Below are 17,886 nucleotides of genomic sequence, written 5' to 3' on the forward strand. Positions count from 1 at the left end.
ATCCGCATGGCAGAGTTCTTTACCACTAAATCATTTTTCTATCAAGGTTTCTGTACTGGATGGCCTCGGCGACATGGCTGGAGCGTATTTTTTCTTCTTCGTCGATATCCGCAATAGTCCTGGCGACTTTTAATACCTTGGTATAAGCACGGGCGGAGAGCCCGAGTTTTTCTATGGCCATTTCAATAAGCTTCTGGGAATCCTCATCAATGGTGCAATATACCTTTATCTGTTTGTCGGACATCCGGGCATTGAATTGTGTATTCTCGCCTTCGAATCTCTTTTTTTGCATGAATCTTGCGCGGTCTATTCTTTCCTTGATAGCACCGGAGGATTCACCGGAAGATTTAGTCGTGAGGTCTCTATATCGGACGGACGGGACATCGATATGAATATCGATTCTGTCTAAGAGAGGACCCGATATCCTCGCCTGATACTGCCGGATCTGCTGCGGGGTACATCGACACACCCTTGTCTGGTCTCCATAATAGCCGCAGGGACAGGGGTTCATTGCCGCCACGAGCATAAATTGTGCCGGATAGGTGGCCGTGGTGGAAGACCGCGTGATGGTAATATGCCCATCCTCTAATGGCTGTCTTAATGCCTCGAGGACATTTCTCCTGAATTCCGGCAGTTCATCGAGAAACAACACTCCGTTGTGGGCGAGGCTGATTTCCCCCGGTCGGGGAGTATGTCCCCCTCCCACAAGTCCGGCATCTGAAATCGTATGGTGGGGAGTTCGAAAAGGCCTTGTTCCTAAAATGGCTCTCTTTTTATTGAGAAGCCCGGCAACAGAAAAGATCTTCGTAATATCAATAGCTTCAGTAAAAGTCAGATCGGGAAGTATGGTAGAGAGTCGCTGGGCAAGCATCGTCTTCCCCGATCCCGGTGGGCCGATCATAATAATATTATGCCCTCCGGCGGCGGCAATTTCCAAAGCTCTTTTGGCGTGTTCCTGTCCGCGAATTTCGCTGAAATCGAAAGGATATGTGAGACATTTATCGAATATATCGGCTATGTCCAGCGTTAACGGCTCTATCTCCTTCCTGCTATTAAGAAATTCCACGACATCCGAAAGGGTATCGACGGGAATAACATCGATAGATTCAACCATGGCGGCTTCATCGGCATTTTCTCTTGCCACAATGATACCCCTTTTCCCCATCTCATTTGCCAGAAGGGCGGCTGATAGGGCTCCATCAACGCCCTTGATGCTCCCGTCTAAAGACAGTTCTCCGATCAAGGTATAGTCCAGAAGGTTATTTGATTCGATACATCCTTCGCCTGTCAGAATACCTACGGCGATGGGAAGATCGAAACCGGTTCCTTCTTTTTTAATGTCCGCAGGTGCGAGATTTACGGTAACATGGTTCCTGGGAAATCTATATCCGGAATTTTTGATAGCCGCCTTGATCCTGTCTTTACTTTCCTTGACGGCGGCATCCGGAAGTCCTACTGTTGAAAATTGAGGAAGGCCCGGGGAGATGTCCACCTCCACATCAACCGGATATGCATCTATACCGACAACGGTGCTGCTGAGGACCTTTACAATCAATCCGCGCTCCCTGAAAATGTTCTTTATGCGTAATGGGAATGGATATTCTCTGTGAGTAGGCGAAAATATTATAAAATAAGTCCTCTGATAGCAAGATATTTCTTTCCGAAAAGTATTTTTTTAACCTTCTTGACTTGAGCAGATGGGCTATGCTAATTTTATCGCTCATTTTTACAGTGATGGTCAGGAGGAGCAATGGCTGAATTTTCCCACCTTGATGAAAAAGGCAAGGCCAAGATGGTTGATGTGACACTGAAGGAACCTTCGGCACGGGAGGCCGTTGCCCGTGGAAAGGTCCTGATGCGCCGGGATACAGTAAATCTCATCGAGAAGGGAGATATGCCCAAGGGAGATGTTTTTGGTGTAGCAAAGATTGCGGGAATTATGGCAGCCAAGAGAACAAGCGAAATGATCCCTATGTGCCACCCTTTAGAACTGACGGGGATTGATATTACGTTTATAAGTAATGCCGAATTGGGTGAAATTACGATTGAAGCAAAAGTGAAAAATGTAGGGAGAACGGGTGTGGAGATGGAGGCTATGACGGCAGTCAGTGTAGCGGCCCTGACAATTTATGATATGTGCAAATCTGCCGATAAGAATATTGTAATTGCCGACATCAAATTAATCTCAAAACACGGCGGCAAAAGCGGTCCCTTTGTTAGAGATGTTTAGAAGAGATATTCGCAGGTAAACATCAATCTGCCTTTAATGTACGTTATGTATCAAAACATTTACAGAATCAGAAGATCATTTGTAATTCCCTATGCTATCGATGTTTTTCTTCTCTTTTTCCTTCTATTGCTGTCTCTCTTCTGGAAGGGTTTCCACTTGGAAAGGATCGTACTTACCGTTATTTTCATACCTGTCCTTTATGTCTTTTTCGAATCCTTGTCCCGAGGAGTCCGAACGGGAGATCAGGGCATTATGATCACGAAATTCCTGCGAAAAAAGGAATTCTCCTGGGGGGATATTACTCATGTTGGTGCTATGATCCTCCGCAAAAAGGTATATCTCCTGTTGACTACAGTAAAAGGGTTCTATATCCTGTCCAACGCCTATGAAAATTATTCATTCCTCGTCAGGGATGTTGTTGATCATATCGACAAGGAAATGGTCGAAGAGGACGTCAGGAACCAGATTGAACATCCTGTAAAAAATATCTCGGATATCATCATGACATGGGTTACGGCGATGGTTCTCATAGGAATCATAACCATTAAGCTGGTTACCTCTTAAATTCTCTTCACAACAAAGGCATGAAAGAAAGGACCCGCGGCTATTATGAAACGTAAAAATATGGAATCCGTTGCGGCGGTTAAGAACGTTCAGGCAATGCCATCGTCAATTCTCGAAGAGACCATCGAAAAAAAGCTCGAAGATATTGCTACGCTCCTGTGGTCAGTTGATGAAGGGGAAAAAGGAAAAAGCAGATTGTATGAAGAAGTGCTGACCATGGTTGAAAGGAGTCTTTTCAGGATTGCGCTAAGACGTACCGGTAATGTGAAAAGTACCGCGGCCAATTACCTTGGAATCAACCGGAATACATTCCAGAAAAAAATGGACAAACTGGGCATGAACTGTGAAAGCAGAAGTTAAGTTGTCACATAAAGTGATTAAGCTGATGGAACAGGGGGTCAAGATGCCGGCCCCTTTTTCTATAGATATCGGGGAAGAAATAAATCTCGACAGGATTTCCGGTGATGGTGTAATACTCTATCCCGGAACCAGGATTTATGGGGCAAAAACCCTGATTTCCCGGGGAGCCAGGCTGGGATATGAAGCACCGGCTACCGTCGTTGATTGTCAAATCGGAGAGCATGTTGAACTAAAGGGCGGATTTTTCAAATCATCTGCCTTTCTTGAAAAGTCTAACATGGGTTGCGGCGCACAGGTAAGGGAAGGGTGTATATTAGAGGAAGAAGCAAGTGCGGGCCATACCGTCGGATTAAAGCAAACTATTCTTTTCCCCTTTGTAACCCTTGGCAGCCTCATCAACTTTTGTGACTGTTTCATGGCAGGTGGAACGAGCCGAAAAAATCACAGCGAAGTTGGCAGTTCATATATACATTTCAATTATACCCCACATCAGGATAAAGCCACACCTTCCCTTATCGGCGATATACCCAGAGGTGTTATGCTGAACCAGCCTCCTATTTTTTTGGGAGGTCAGGGTGGTATGGTTGGCCCGGTCAGGATCGGTTATGGTACCGTGATCGCCGCGGGAACGGTTTTTCGGAGGGATTGCCCTGAAGGGAATACGTTAGTTGCCGAAAAAGGCGTTACCGTTGAAGAAGAATTCTTTCAAACAGGTTTTTACAGACATATCAAGCGGCGTGTCTATAACAACATCTGCTACCTTGCCAACCTTTTAGCCCTCAGGCAGTGGTATGTCCATGTTCGACAACCCTTTTTCCGGCAGAAGGATATGGGTACGGAACTGTATGCCGGGGTTATGGATAAGCTTGATGGTGCCGTTGAGGAAAGAGTAAAACGATTTAAAGCCCTTTCTGAAAAAATGGAAACATCCATTGAACTGGGTAAGAATATTTTGGGGAAAAGCGAACATGAAAACCTTTTCCGGCAAAAGAAGGAATTCTGTGAAAATTGGTCAAAAATCGAGGCGACTTTTACCGGTGGGTTGGAAACAAGCGTTAATATAAAAAATCGGGATGCATTTATCACAATCATTCATGAAAAAATGAAGGATAACAGCGATTACATAAAAGTCATTCAGGGTCTGGACAAAGAGGTATCGGTTCTGGGAACGGCGTGGCTGCAAAAAATCGTAGATCATATTAGCGGTACAGCATCAGGCCATTTGCCGTCTCACAGATCCTGATGGTATAAACAGGAAAGGAAATACAAGATAGCGTATATAAAAATGTTGAAGCAATGGTACACCGAAACAATTAATTATCTGAAGAAATGGAAGATATATGTCGGGGTTGACATGCGTACGGCGCCACAGTACTCGATTGTCTTTTTCCCTTTACTTGCTAATGTCATTTGCTGCGGCTTTGCCGGTATCCTGACCATCAAGGGGAGCGATAAGGCTGAGCAAACCGATCTTATCGAAAAGTTTACACGGCTCTTTAGGGAAATCAAGAAAAAGGAAATGAAGGCCATACTGTCCGGCGCCGCCACGCCGGTTCACTATTTAGGAGGAAACGGGTATCTGGAAGGGATGGAAGAAACTCTTCTCCAGTTAAAAAAAGATGTTTCTTTCCAGCACATTTTTTTTAATTCCCTAAAGACGGCGCAACTTTCAGACCTTACGCAAAAAATGAAGGCATTTTTTGCGGAAGAAGAAAAGTGCCTCGAAGAAAACGCGGGTAATTTTTCCACCGGCGACATGGAAACAATAAACAGTAGGCATATCCTGATGAAGGATATCATCTGGAGTCTTGAGAAAGATGTTCACGATAATTTCGGCAGAATTGTGAGCTTAGCAGGAGCGGGTGGAGTTGATGAAATATCTCCCGAATCATTTATAAAATATAAGAAGATCAATTTTCTCCTGAATTGTCTTGACAGATTGGAGGTCAGAGGAAGGGATTCAGCAGGAATCCAGATATCCTTTACCTTTCGTGACAGTACAGCATTTGAGGAAGTCTTGAAGGTCCTCAAAGAGAAAGGTCTGTACGATGATTTTGCCAGGAGAACGAGGCCATGTGATTTGTTCAATGGTTCAATCTGTCTTTCGTCTGAAACCCCCTCCATGAAAAAAATGCAGAGCGATGGGATTGCTCTGTCATTCGTGTATAAAACATCGTCCATCATCGGTGAACTTGGTCAAAATGTCAGGGACCTGAGGAAATTTATCTCCCAGGATCAAATATTTCTGGAATTTTCACGACAGAAAACAAAATTTGAGACATTCATATCCCATACACGATGGGCATCGGTGGGTTCCATTACGGATGATAACTGCCATCCGGTCAATAATTTTACCCCTGGCGAAACTATACCCTCACAGGGTGCCGCATCGCCGGAAGTCACGAAAAATTACCCTCATTACGGTGAGGGAAACTGGTTCATCAGCGTTGTCCTCAATGGGGACATCGATAATTATCAATCCCTTCGCAATGACCTTGAGGGAGGTAAAGACCTTATTGCACCCCATATTACGACTGATACGAAAATCATTCCCCTGCAAATTGAAAAGTATCTGTTAAGAGGACATGATGTCACGGAGTCATTCAGATTGGCCGTGAATGACTTTGAAGGGTCCCATGCCATTGCGATGGTCAGCAATGCGGTACCGGGAAAGATATTTCTTGCCCTCAAGGGCAGCGGTCAATCCATTTATGTCGGAATTGCCCCAGATCAGTATATATTTTCATCAGAACTGTACGGTCTTGTTGAGGGGACCCCGTTTTTCCTTAAGATGGACGGTGAGAAACCTTCCACACCCGATGCCCCTGAAACGTCGGGCCAGATATTTATCCTTGACCAGGACTCACACGGGGGCGTTTCAGGGATTAACTCCCTCTTCTACGACGGGACGGCTTTAAGTATTGGAGCTGATTCCGTTCAAAAGGCGGAAATCACGACCCGCGATATCGATCGGGGAGAAAATCCACACTATTTCCTGAAAGAGATCTCTGAATCAATGCTTTCCGTAAGAAAAACATTACGGGGCAAGTACCGGATTGTAAAGAAAGAAAACGGGAGATACTCAGTTATATTCAATCTCGGCCAGGATATCATACCGGAAAAATTCAGACACGCTCTCGCACGGGGAGAAATCAGGAATATTATTGTAATCGGTCACGGTACGGCGGCTGTTGCAGGCGAGGCAGTTACCGATAGCCTGCTGAGATATCTAAAAGGCACTCACATCAAAATTGAAGCCAAGGTTGCATCTGAACTGAGCGGGTTTTTTCTGGAAGATGACCTGAAAGATACACTGGTTATCCCTATTACACAGTCGGGGACGACGACAGACACCAATCGCGCCGTAGCAATGGCCGTGGAACGGGGGGCGACAGTCATCGCCATCGTCAACAGGAGGCAATCCGACATAACCAGCAAGGCAAACGGGGTTTTTTACACGAGCGACGGCAGGGACATCGAAATGTCTGTAGCTTCAACCAAGGCTTTCTACTCCCAGGTTATAGCCGGTCACGTCCTGGCGTTGTGCATTGCCCAGCTTCTTAAAAATGTTTCCGATGATTTCATTGCGGAGGAGCTTCTCAACCTCGAACAGGCGCCGAACATGATGAGCAGGGTTATCGAGAAAAAAGCACAAATCAGGCAATCTGTCGAAATACTTGCAAAACAGAGGAGGTACTGGGCTGTTGTCGGAAGCGGACCGAACAAGGCGGCGGCAGATGAAATCAGGATTAAGTTAAGCGAGCTGTGTTATAAAACGATCTCTTCGGATTTTATAGAAAATAAAAAGCATATTGACCTGTCCGCCGAGCCCCTGATCATAGTCTGTGCGGCTGGCAGCCCGGAAACCGTGACGGGTGATATTATCAAAGATGTTGCAATCTTCAAGGCACACAGGGCGGGAGTCGTCGTTTTCGCCGATGAGGGTGAGGACCGCTTCAACAGTGTTGCCGATGCGGTGATTGAGGTACCCAGAGCGCCAATGCCCATGCCCGTAATTCTCAATACCCTGGCCGGGCATCTCTGGGGTTATTATGCCGCCTGCAGCATTAACGAAGATGCCGCGTTTCTCAGGGAGTTCAGAAGTCAATTAAATCAGATAATGGCGGAACATGAGAAAAAAAATTATTCCATTTACGAAAGGATTGCCGACAGGAATTACCGGGGAATGGTCAGGGACTTTTCCAGCGAGTTCAATCAGAAGAGGGGTGATGGCGCCTTCTCGTTCACCAACGTAAATACAATATCCGATATCGTTCTTCTTCTTAAGTATGCTGCAGGGAAGCTGCCCCTCGAAGATTACTGGCGTGATTTCAAGAGAGAAGAGGGTCTTTCCTCCCCAATCGAACTGCTTGACATCTCTATCGGTCATTCAATAGATGAGCTTTCCCGACCGATTGATGCCATCAGGCATCAGGCCAAAACTGTTACCGTCGGAACAAGCAGGAAGGAACAGCCTGTCCGGGGTATTATCTTTAACCTCTTACGGGAACTGGAATTTACCATGAAAGCCCTCGTATCCAAAAATGCTTTAACCATCACGAGGATTCAACCGGCAATTGCTGCCATACATGGTTATACCCTCTATGATATTAGTAACCTGGACGTGGAAGGGAATCCCGTTGATATATCAACAATAACAATCAAAAAAAGGGGGGGCATCTCCCTTACAATGAAATCGAGGGCGGAAAATTCTCATATTTTAATGGGAACAAAAAGGACCATAGTGAGTACCGGCCATATTTATGTTGGCCGGGGAAAATCTGACAGCGCTTCCATAGTCGTTCTACCCCTTCTGGGAGACAGGGGGGGCGTACAGAATCTGCTTCTAATCCATAGTGAATTTAATGAAGCGCTTTCAGTGAAGGAAAAGAAAGAAGTTTTAGGCTACCAGTATAACGACATCCGCAATATGGTTAACGAATATAATCTCCCGTGGGATGACCGTTATCTGGAAACGATTTCCACGGGGGTTCTCCTCGGTGAACCGGCGGAGGTAATTGCCGGTCAGATTAGAAAGTCTGTAGAAGAAGGGAGCGGTATCTAAGGAGACGATTCATGGGAAAACTGTTTGGGACAGATGGAATCAGAGGGGTGGCCAACGAATACCCGATGACGGCGGAGTTTGCTCTGAACGTCGGCAAGGCGACGGCCTACTATTTCAAGCGCAAGGATCATCGGCCTAAAATTATCATCGGTAAAGACACGCGGATATCCGGCTATATGCTCGAAAACGCTCTGGTATCCGGAATCTGCTCCATGGGTGTTGACGCCATCATGGTCGGAGTCATGCCGACGCCGGCAATCGCCTTTCTCACACAGAGCATGCGGGCCGATGCCGGCATCGTCATCTCTGCGTCCCATAACCCCTACCAGGACAACGGCATCAAGATATTCTCGAATGACGGCTATAAACTTCCCGACGATACAGAACTGGAAATCGAAGAACTGCTCCTCAAAAATGTCATGCATACCCTCCATCCTTCCCCTGAAGAACTGGGCAAGGCCTACCGGATCGAAGGGGCCAGGGACCGATATATCGTATTCCTGAAGAGTGCCTTTCCAAAGGAATTTACCCTCGAGGGGATGAAGATCGAACTGGATTGCGCCAATGGCGCCACTTACCGCGTCGCCCCCCAGACTTTCATGGAGCTTGGGGCTGAAGTGACGGCCCGCTTCGACCAACCGAACGGTTCCAACATCAATGATCGTTGCGGATCACAACATACCGAAATGCTGGTGGAAAAATTGATAAAAAGAAAAGCCGACGTGGGATTTGCCTTTGACGGCGACGGAGACCGATTGATCGCCGTGGATGAAAAGGGCAATGTCCTGACGGGGGACCGGATCATGGCCGTCTGCGCCGGCGTCATGAAGAAAAAGGGGAGGCTGACCAATAACCTGGTCGTCGCTACAGTGATGAGCAACCTCGGCCTTGGTCAGGCCCTGAAGTCCCTGGGGATCGATATGGTCGCCACCAAGGTGGGGGACCGTTATGTCCTCGAAGAGATGAAGGCACGAGGGGCTTCCATCGGGGGCGAAGATTCAGGTCACCTGATCTTCCTCCGGGAACACACCACGGGGGACGGCATTCTGACGGCAATCCAGTTACTTACCGCCATGCTGGAGGAGAAAAAACCCCTCTCCGAGCTGGCAAAGATCATGACCGTCTTCCCCCAGAAACTGATCAACATTGATGTAAAGTCCAAACCGGACATTAACACGGTGCCGGAGATTGTCCAGGCCATCAAGGCGGTGGAAGACACCCTCGGCGAAAAGGGAAGGGTTCTGGTCCGCTACTCGGGAACGCAGAACATGTGCCGGGTCATGGTGGAAGGGCCGACGGACGAGGAAACAGAGAGATATTGCCGGCAAGTGGCAGAGGTGGTAAAAAAGGTGATCGGCTGACAGTCCCGTAAAGGGTGTTTTTCAAAGGTCACAAACTATTTTGATTACAGGTAATTAATGCCAGTGTCCAAGAAAAACCGGCCGCCCGTTGTTGCTATCGGCAGCGGCGCCTTTGAAAGTATCCTCCGTTGCGACGTCCACCTTCAAATGGGCGGCAAACATGTCATTCAGCAGGAACAAAGCCTGGGGGGAAGCGGCTTAAACTACACCCTCAGGATGCTTGCCGTCGGCATTGAAGTTTTGCCAATCTTGCCCATCGGCAACGACCCCCTGGGGAATTTGATTCGGGAAAGCATCATCGTCGCTGCCGAAAAAATCCCCTTCTCTCCCAAATTAGAAAAGTTCCTTGCTCCTCGTCAATTCTTTGTGCCCAACATCCGAACCCCCCGTTCCACGATCCTTGTCAACCAATCGCAGACTACGGTCTTTTCTGAAAAATTTGCCGAGGGAAAAGACTTCCGGCGCCACCTTGAAAAACGCTTCCACGATATTGAATTCCGTCTTGGGATCACGCCGGGGGCCATCATGATCGGTCATATCTATAGCGACAAAAGCAACGGGCATCCCCACATACCCGGTGAATGCACCCGCTATATCATAGACCGCTGGCAAGGAAAAGCACCCATATTCCTCAACCTCGGCCACAGCCAGATCGAATTAGGCATTGGGTTCTGGGAAGACGCCTTCCGGCAGGCAGCGGTTATTCAGATGAATGTGTGGGAGTTCAAGAACCTGATGAAAAAAGAAGGGCACGCCCCCTCCCTGCGGGAGATCATCGAATGGTTTACAGACAGGAAGATTAATGGCATTATAACCATGGACCGGTTCGGCACCCTTGGCACTTACGGCGATGGTAAGGACGGCCTTATCTATTGTCTGCCCCTTCTTCCCCCGGACAGGGTTATTGACCCCACGGGCGCCGGCGATGCCTTTGCTGCCGGTCTCACCTTTCATCTCAACGGGAAAAAGGCTTTTAACTTTGATGATTTCCGTAAGGCAATGACCGAGGCAGGAATCTGGGCTTCCTTCGCCTGTACCACCTATGGCGGCTCCGGCTGTTGCCCTGATAGAACGGCCTTGGAAACCTTCTTGCAGGATCTCGGCGGAGACCATCAGACACCGGTAAGGATCATCGAGAAAAAAGCTGCCGGGCCGATGCTCGATATGATGGACCTCATGTACTGCTGAACCCTTTTTCGCTGATTCGTTGTTTTCCTTTGAATCTGAACGGATAACACACTTCCTTCCAATTTACCACATGATCCGGACATCTACGGCAATACATTGAGTGCTTGTTGCGATAACAGGGTTGATGTCCAATTCCGAGATACCGGATAGTGTGCTTGCAAGAAATGATAGTCTTTCCATAATTTCAACAAAACCGTTCCAGTCAATTCCTGCCTCACCCCTTAACCCTTTCAGTATCGGCGCTATTTTGAGAGATGCAAGCATCTCGTCCGCCTCTTTATGATCAACAGGGGCGATAGCGTAACTGATGTCCTTGAAGACCTCTGTATAAACACCACCCAGGCCGCAGGCGATGATGTGGTCGAATTGCGGGTCTTTCTTCAAGCCCAGAAGCAATTCATGCCCCTCTATCTGCTCCTGAATCTGAAAGGCCTCAACGTTTGCATCCCGTCGATGGCTGTGAACGTTTTCAACGACCCGGTCAAAGGCGCGAATCAGTTCCTCCAGGTTTTTGATTCCGGTCACAACGCCCCCCCATTCCGTCTTGTGAAGGAAGGCGGCCCCGGTCACCTTGAGTACCAGCGGGTAGGTCATTGTTGAGGCGACGGTTTCCAATTCTTCGCGGCTTTGTGCGATACCGCTTTTGACAACGGGGATGCCAAACAGATCCAATACGTGCAGCGCCTCCTCTCCGATCAACAGCTTCTGCGATCTGCCCTTTTCAGCAAGAGGCAGTAATTTTTCCGGATCGATGGAAAACGTCTTTTGAACGGGGACATGCCGATTCTTCGCCTGGTGATAGTTGTAGCAGAACGACAGCCCCTGGACTGCCTGTTCTATGGTATTAAAACAGGCCACACCGGGTGCCCAGTACTCCATCCACTTCATCGGAGCGCAGCAATTCCGTCAGTGCTGTGTTGACTGCCTGGGTATACTTACCGCCAATCATTCCAATCGGCCAGATGTCTATCGGATTGCTTACAGGAATCCAGTCCGGTATACCTGCTGTGAGTCTATCCGCCAACCCTTCGGGAATTTTTGCCAACGTAAGGCCGTACTCTTCACAAGCATCCGCCGTAATGATTCCGCCGGCTCCGGTGACGGTCACCACTCCAAGTCGCGGACCTTCCATCTCTTCCATGACAAGAAGGGCGCGAATCGCATCGGTCATTTCAGATCCGTTTTTTATCCGGATTATACCGGCCCGCTTGCAAACAGCATCAAAGACATGATCTTCTCCCACCAATGACCCCGTATGAGAAAGAGCCGCTTTCGCCCCTGCCTTGCTGCGGCCTGATTTATAGACGATAACCGGTTTCTTAAGGGTTACTTGTGACGCGAGCTTCAGAAAATCAGCGCCCCGTTTCATCCCTTCCATGTAAATGACAATAACCTTGGTTTCCGGGTCGGTGGCGAGATAAGCGAGGGAATCCACCACATCAACGTCGCAACCGTTACCGATGTCGATTGCCTTTCCCCAATGCTTGTACGCCATGTTCTGCGATGCAACCTGAATAACTCCCGTTTGGGCAATCAGCGAAACCGGTGAAAATATCTCGGGACGGACCAGATCAATAAATGCGGTAGTGAATTTTCTGAAGTTGTTTGCAACTCCCATTGTATTGGGACCCAGGATTCGAACGCTGTTTGCTTTGGCCTTTCTTTCGATTTCCTCCTGCATTTCCTTGCCTTTTCGATCGGCGTCGGCAAAACCTTGAGTAATGATGACTACCCGTTTGACACCCGCCGAAATACACTGATCCAGCATCGGGATAACCCGTTCTCTTCCAACAGATATCACCGCTAAATCGACCGTTTCCGGGACATCGGCGATTGAAGGATACACCTTCAGGCCGCAAATTTCCCTGGCGTTTGGATTTATGGGGAAGATCTTACCTTCAAAGCCATAACGCAGTAATGTTTCCGCGTTGTTGAAAGAACCATTGCCGGTGTTACGCGGAACGCCGATGAGAGCCACTGAAGCCGGGTCAAGAAATTTCTGCATCTGTATACACTCACTATTCTTTTAAAATTAACAGTTTGAACAATCCGTCATAATTTTGATTTCCCTGTTCCGCCCTGATGATCCTGCCGCCTGAGTGCCGGTAAAATAACACGTTCAGGAAAGTCTGTAAAGACGCCGTCAACCCCCATCGCTTCCAATCGTGCGATGTCGTCAGGCTGATTGACGGTATAGACAAACACTTTAAGGCCACGCTGATGTGCGCTCCTCAGGAATTCTTCATTTACGAGGTCAATACGGGGATGCACGGAGTATGCGGCACAACGTTGGGCAAATTTTTTATAGTGACGGCGAAGACCACCGATGATTATGCCGATCTTCATGTGGGAATCAAGTCTTTTGACGTTCAATAACTCACGATGATTGAACGAAGATACAATGAACTGATCGTAATTCCAGCCCTTCTTCCTTATGTACTCATTGATAAGAGAAACAGTCAAACCGGCTGTTTCAGGACCTTTGAGTTCAACATTAATTCCGACTCTGCGATCAGCGCAATCGAAAACCTCGCCAAGAGTGGGAATGCGCTGGCCTTTGCCCGCATCAAGGGATCGCAGATATTCAAATGTCTTGTCCATCACATAGCCGGCGCCGTTTGTTGTGCGTTCGAGCCTTTCATCGTGAATGACAAGCAACTTTCCCTCCACGGCAAACACATCCATTTCGATCCAGTCCGCACCCAGAACAATGGCTTTCTCTACCGCGGAGAGCGTGTTTTCCGGTTCATGTCCAGCCGCGCCGCGATGGGCAAAACAGAGGAGCTTTTTCATAGCAAGTACGTTTGATAAGAACTTTCTTTTTCGTGGGGGAAGTATAAGAAAAGCGGCCTTGTGAGTCAATGGAATAATGACCACAAAATGTGGGGAGCGCCGCCGATGATGATGAAAGGGATGTATCAAGGCGGATGTCCCTATTTCTCTACCGCATGGCTATCCTTCTTAATCAAAGCAACTCCCAGGATTGCCACTACACCTCCAATAAGTGTGACCGGCGGGGGAAGTTCATTAAGCATCACATCCCCAAGCAAGCAGACAAAAGGAATCAAAAACAGGAAGGATGACGATTTGGGTGCTCCTATGGCCTCAATTGTTTTGAAATAGAGAATGTAGGCAATGCCGGAAGAAACGGCGCCGCAGAACAAGACCCCCAGTATTGACCAGATGTCTACTATGAATTCCAGTGGCGCTGTCATCATATAAATCCCCAAAAATGGAACAATCAACACAGACGAGACGGTTAGTTGAATACTGAGTACCGCCACTCGATTTACACCCCCCAGGTAATGCAACGTGATAGTATATCCTGCCCAGGCAATCATAGCGATCGCTGAAAGAAAAATACCCAAATCCACATGAGGACCACTGTTTGATTTAAGGGAATTATAAAGAAATAAGAGGCCGCCGAGGAACCCAAGCGTAAACCCGACTGCTTTTTTTATCGTCAATTTCTCTTCAAGGAATACTATACCATAGATCAGCACCAGAGCAGGACATAAGTTGATGATGATAGACGTTGTCCCTGAGCTGACATATGCCTGGCTTTGATTAGCGGATAAGACAAATATTGAAGAGGCCAGAATGCTGATTCCTAACAACTTGACGTAGGGTTTCATCTGCCTGCATATTTGAGAAAGACGTCCCTTTTGCAAAAACAGGATCAGGATCATGGTAATGGCTCCCACAACATAACGTAAAAACCCTAAGAGGACACCGGAAATATGAACATACCCGAAGAGGACCGGAGACGAAAGGCAGCGCCCGACTATAAAGTTGATACCCCAAATAAGGATTACAAGGAAAAGGAGAAAATATGGATGACCTGTTTCTGATGCTTTCATTTCATGCAAAATTATCTGATTTGAAAAAATACATCATCTGTTGATTGTTCGAAGAAATGGTGTATCTACAGCATATTGTCATTACTACGAAAATAGATTCCATGTGTTCCCCCCTTTAGAAAAAGGGGGGGTAGGGGGGATTTGATAATCGCGTGGAAAATCCCCCTGCATCCCCCTTTTGCAAAGGGGGACGTCAATCTTAGCTTTCGCAAATCAGCGCAGAAAGACGGGGGAACACTGCGTGATTCTCTTGCCATTCGTATTCAAGGATACTAATCCCCAGTTTTTTCAGTTTTGTTTCAAGGGATTGATCAATGGCTTTGGGAGCGGTGAGGATCAGGCGGGGGCGTTCCGGCAGGTCGGTATTGTTGAGTAAAAGTATGACAATCAGGCCATGATCGCATTGAGTCTTTGGATCATGCGTAACCTCGTCATATGTCTTACCGACAAGTTCTTCTCTAAAAAGGAGTTCATCGAAGGTCATTTCCAATTGAGAGGATTGAGAAGTGAGGTCTTTAATCCTGTTAACTTTGCGGACAAACTGAGTAACTTGTCTGACAAAGCGGGGAGAGCTCAAAACACCGATTAAGGCCACTGTGGTTTCAACAGTGCCGTCTTCCATTACTGTCCACACACCACGGTAATGATCTTCAAACAGGGTCTTGCCCACTCCCTTTTTACCGCCGCCGATCTTACCCCTGTGTACCACAAAAATTTGGCCATCACGATCAGCTGCTATTGCACCGCCAATCCGCCTGTCTATGCCGTTTTTGGGAAAATTAATTTCACAGTTAATCGGGATGTGTGATGATCCGGATGGTTTTCCCGTCCCGAAGGCATGCCAGTATCGGCTATCGGATATCTTTTCCTGAAATATCCAGATGCCCAGTGTATTTGACCAGGAAACGTTCGCCTTAACCGTTCCACCGGGGTGGCCCAGATTGACAGGGATTTTTTCATCGATGAAAGGTTTGAAACTTTTTATGAACTGTCGCCTGTATTTTTTAATGGCAGTTTCGTCGTCAATGACTTTCAACATTATCCCTTTCTCCATTGACCAGGCTTCAGAGCAGTCTCTTATTGATGAGATATTTAAGATATTTACAGGAAACGCGCCACATAATCAAGCCGTTTTCTGAAATGTTTTATGAAACCTCCGAATGCAGATAAACATTGCCGTTACAACGATGATGCCTTGCGCAGATCCATACTCCAGGACGACAACTTGTCGTTTCCTTTCAAAAGAACCCCTCTGTTTTTATAATGCGTGTCACTGACCTTTAGAAGGAATTCCGTTCCGGTGTATCCACCGCTTTTTGCATGACAGGTGGAAAGAATTGTATCATCCACGATGATAAACCGGCCCAGGAGAGTTCCCATGTCAGGGTTAAGGGATTCCCATGTCGTTTGGCTCTTGTCTTCTTCGAAAGGAACGATTTCATTGCGATTGGAAAACTTAATCGATTTATCTCCTGCTTTGATTTCCATCTCTCCTATATTGATCCACAATCCTTCCATGTGTGTGATTCTGGTCATCCCCTCAAGCGGTAAAGCACAATCCTTGTCATCAAAATAATAACCACGGGCAATCCAGATTCCTTCTTGAAACAAAAAAGTATGTTCCATCCGCTTCTCTCTCCTATTTGATCTCGCAGGGTTTAATTCCCCGAAGCTTGCTTCATACAAAGTCATTCCCGCGCAGGCGGGAATCCATGATTATACTGGATTCCGGGTCAAGCCCGGAATGACATTACCTCGTAGTTTGCTGCGGGGTAGTTCATTTCTTGGACTGTCTTTTTCTTGCGCCCTTCGTAATAGGGCGTTGGCGGAGGAGGACATAGGTGGCGCCTGTGCCGCCGTCGTAAGACTGCGCGCTTGAATAGGCAATCACCCATTTGCGCCAGTGGCCGCGGGTAAGCCACTCACTCACCTTATTTTTCAGTATGGGCTCGCCGGGCGAAGAGAGGCCACGCCCATGGATGATCAGGACGGCTCTTTTGCCGGAGATGACCGACTCTTTTAAGAAATTTTCGAATGTTTGCCTTGCTTCTTCCACACCAAGCCCATGGAGATCGATGTGGGCCTGTATAGAAAAGTCGCCCCGGTGCAGTCTCCTGGCAAACTCAGGATGAACGTCGAACCCTGTTCCCTCGATGTATTCGGGTGTGTTGGAAATGACGAAGCCTTCTCCATACGCTACAAGATTCGCAAGCTGCGCCATAGCCTCCGTTTCCGGCTCATTTTTAATATTCTCCGGCGGCTTTGTTATTCCAGCTCCCTTTGCATGTTTATCTTTCGGTATGGGGTGTACATCCTGCACGGCCTCCAGAAAAACGTTTTTGTCGTTTTCAGGATCGGCGGCGGGTTCGCGTTTAGGCTGCCCTTTGACGGAAGAAACCGGGCTAGGGAGCGGCTTCTTGCCGGGAAAGTTTTTCAGCTCTCCGAAGGGGTTATGTTTTAGTGAGGAATCAGAAGAATTCATGACACCTACATCTTTTTTTAATCGAGGCGTTTTCGGAAACGGCTTACGGCGCCGGTAAACACGACCAATCCCAGAATAGCCATAGCTGCATACTGATGCCACAGGACATCGAGGCCAACGCCTTTCAGGAAAATTCCTCTTATTATTACCAACATATACCTCAAAGGATTGAGATATGTCAACCATTGCACGACGACAGGCATATTGACAATGGGGAACACAAAGCCGCTGAGCATGAAGAAGGGCAGGAGGAAAAAGAAGGTGGTCATCATGGCCTGCTGCTGAGTCCTTGAAACGGTAGAAATGAAAAGACCGACGCCCAGGGTGCTTAAAAGAAATATACAGGTGGCAAAAAAGAGGAGTACGAGACTCCCGGAAAGGGGCACCTGGAACCAGAAAACGGCAATAATCGTCACTACGACCATCTGGGTGAGTGAAATAATGATGTAGGGAATTGTCTTGCCCACAATGAGTTCCACAGGCTTTAAGGGCGTTACGATGAGCTGTTCAATGGTCCCCGCCTCTTTTTCCTTGATGACGGCAATGGAGGTCAGAAGGAGGGTGATCAGCATGACCACAAAGGCGACGATGCCGGGAACGAAGAAATGCTGGCTGTCGAGGTTGGGATTGTACCAGGTTCTGATCCTCCCGTCGATTTTGCCGTAATCCATACGGAGCGGATGGAGCTCCTTGATCAATTCGCGGTTCAGTTTATCAATGACCATGACGGAGTAGGCAATCCGGATGGAGGCCATGTTGCTCATGCTTCCGTCCGC

Annotated in this window: 16 protein-coding genes; 7 read left to right on the forward strand and 9 right to left on the reverse strand. The window is 47.6% G+C overall.

The genetic code is table 11. The features are described 5' to 3' along the window. Positions 1 to 25: 25 nt before the first annotated feature. Positions 26 to 1,555, reverse strand: coding sequence for a YifB family Mg chelatase-like AAA ATPase (locus tag NTW12_04140; protein ID MCX5845536.1), 1,530 nt, complete (start codon positions 1,553 to 1,555; stop codon positions 26 to 28). Between the two features lie 195 nt (positions 1,556 to 1,750). On the opposite strand from NTW12_04140, the gene moaC reads away from it, so the two are divergent. From moaC to NTW12_04175, 7 genes are all read left to right on the forward strand, one after another. Continuing rightward, positions 1,751 to 2,230 carry a cyclic pyranopterin monophosphate synthase MoaC gene (moaC, locus tag NTW12_04145; protein MCX5845537.1) on the forward strand — a complete coding sequence of 160 codons (480 nt, stop codon included), beginning with the start codon at positions 1,751 to 1,753 and terminating at the stop codon, positions 2,228 to 2,230. Positions 2,231 to 2,482: 252 nt separating this feature from the next. Further along, positions 2,483 to 2,794, forward strand: coding sequence for a hypothetical protein (locus tag NTW12_04150; protein ID MCX5845538.1), 312 nt, complete (start codon positions 2,483 to 2,485; stop codon positions 2,792 to 2,794). Between the two features lie 45 nt (positions 2,795 to 2,839). Next, on the forward strand, positions 2,840 to 3,154 hold the full coding sequence (locus NTW12_04155) for a hypothetical protein (GenBank protein ID MCX5845539.1): 315 nt from the start codon (positions 2,840 to 2,842) through the stop codon (positions 3,152 to 3,154). A gap of 43 nt (positions 3,155 to 3,197) precedes the next feature. Then, positions 3,198 to 4,397: a UDP-N-acetylglucosamine pyrophosphorylase gene (locus NTW12_04160; protein MCX5845540.1), complete on the forward strand. Its 1,200-nt coding sequence runs from the start codon at positions 3,198 to 3,200 to the stop codon at positions 4,395 to 4,397. A gap of 42 nt (positions 4,398 to 4,439) precedes the next feature. Further along, entirely contained in the window at positions 4,440 to 8,219 is a 3,780-nt protein-coding gene (locus tag NTW12_04165; protein ID MCX5845541.1) for an SIS domain-containing protein, read from the forward strand. 11 nt (positions 8,220 to 8,230) lie between these two features. Next, on the forward strand, positions 8,231 to 9,580 hold the full coding sequence (gene glmM, locus NTW12_04170; GenBank protein ID MCX5845542.1) for a phosphoglucosamine mutase: 1,350 nt from the start codon (positions 8,231 to 8,233) through the stop codon (positions 9,578 to 9,580). A gap of 63 nt (positions 9,581 to 9,643) precedes the next feature. After that, positions 9,644 to 10,768, forward strand: a complete 1,125-nt coding sequence (locus NTW12_04175) for a carbohydrate kinase family protein (GenBank protein MCX5845543.1) — start codon at positions 9,644 to 9,646, stop codon at positions 10,766 to 10,768. A gap of 63 nt (positions 10,769 to 10,831) precedes the next feature. Here the strand turns inward: NTW12_04175 and NTW12_04180 are convergent, their stop codons facing one another. The 8 genes from NTW12_04180 to NTW12_04215 form a co-directional block, all read right to left on the reverse strand. Beyond that, complete coding sequence (locus tag NTW12_04180; protein MCX5845544.1) at positions 10,832 to 11,647, reverse strand: acetate--CoA ligase family protein; 816 nt, start codon at positions 11,645 to 11,647, stop codon at positions 10,832 to 10,834. After that, a complete protein-coding gene (locus NTW12_04185; GenBank protein ID MCX5845545.1) occupies positions 11,613 to 12,773 on the reverse strand; it encodes a CoA-binding protein in 1,161 nt (386 codons plus the stop codon). Before NTW12_04185 ends, NTW12_04180 begins: the two co-directional genes overlap by 35 nt. A gap of 47 nt (positions 12,774 to 12,820) precedes the next feature. Then, entirely contained in the window at positions 12,821 to 13,561 is a 741-nt protein-coding gene (locus NTW12_04190; GenBank protein MCX5845546.1) for a glycerophosphodiester phosphodiesterase family protein, read from the reverse strand. Between the two features lie 140 nt (positions 13,562 to 13,701). After that, positions 13,702 to 14,628, reverse strand: a complete 927-nt coding sequence (locus NTW12_04195) for a DMT family transporter (GenBank protein ID MCX5845547.1) — start codon at positions 14,626 to 14,628, stop codon at positions 13,702 to 13,704. A 199-nt stretch (positions 14,629 to 14,827) separates the two neighbouring features. Next, positions 14,828 to 15,667, reverse strand: coding sequence for a hypothetical protein (locus tag NTW12_04200; GenBank protein ID MCX5845548.1), 840 nt, complete (start codon positions 15,665 to 15,667; stop codon positions 14,828 to 14,830). Positions 15,668 to 15,807: 140 nt separating this feature from the next. Next, a complete protein-coding gene (locus NTW12_04205) occupies positions 15,808 to 16,254 on the reverse strand; it encodes a hypothetical protein (GenBank protein ID MCX5845549.1) in 447 nt (148 codons plus the stop codon). A 151-nt stretch (positions 16,255 to 16,405) separates the two neighbouring features. After that, a complete protein-coding gene (locus NTW12_04210) occupies positions 16,406 to 17,110 on the reverse strand; it encodes a Smr/MutS family protein (protein ID MCX5845550.1) in 705 nt (234 codons plus the stop codon). A gap of 17 nt (positions 17,111 to 17,127) precedes the next feature. Next, the coding region (locus NTW12_04215; GenBank protein ID MCX5845551.1) for an ABC transporter permease at positions 17,128 to 17,886 on the reverse strand (759 nt) is incomplete at its 5' end.

The organism is Deltaproteobacteria bacterium (genome assembly GCA_026388545.1).
In the GTDB taxonomy this organism is placed as follows: Bacteria; Desulfobacterota; Syntrophia; order Syntrophales; family UBA2185; genus JAPLJS01.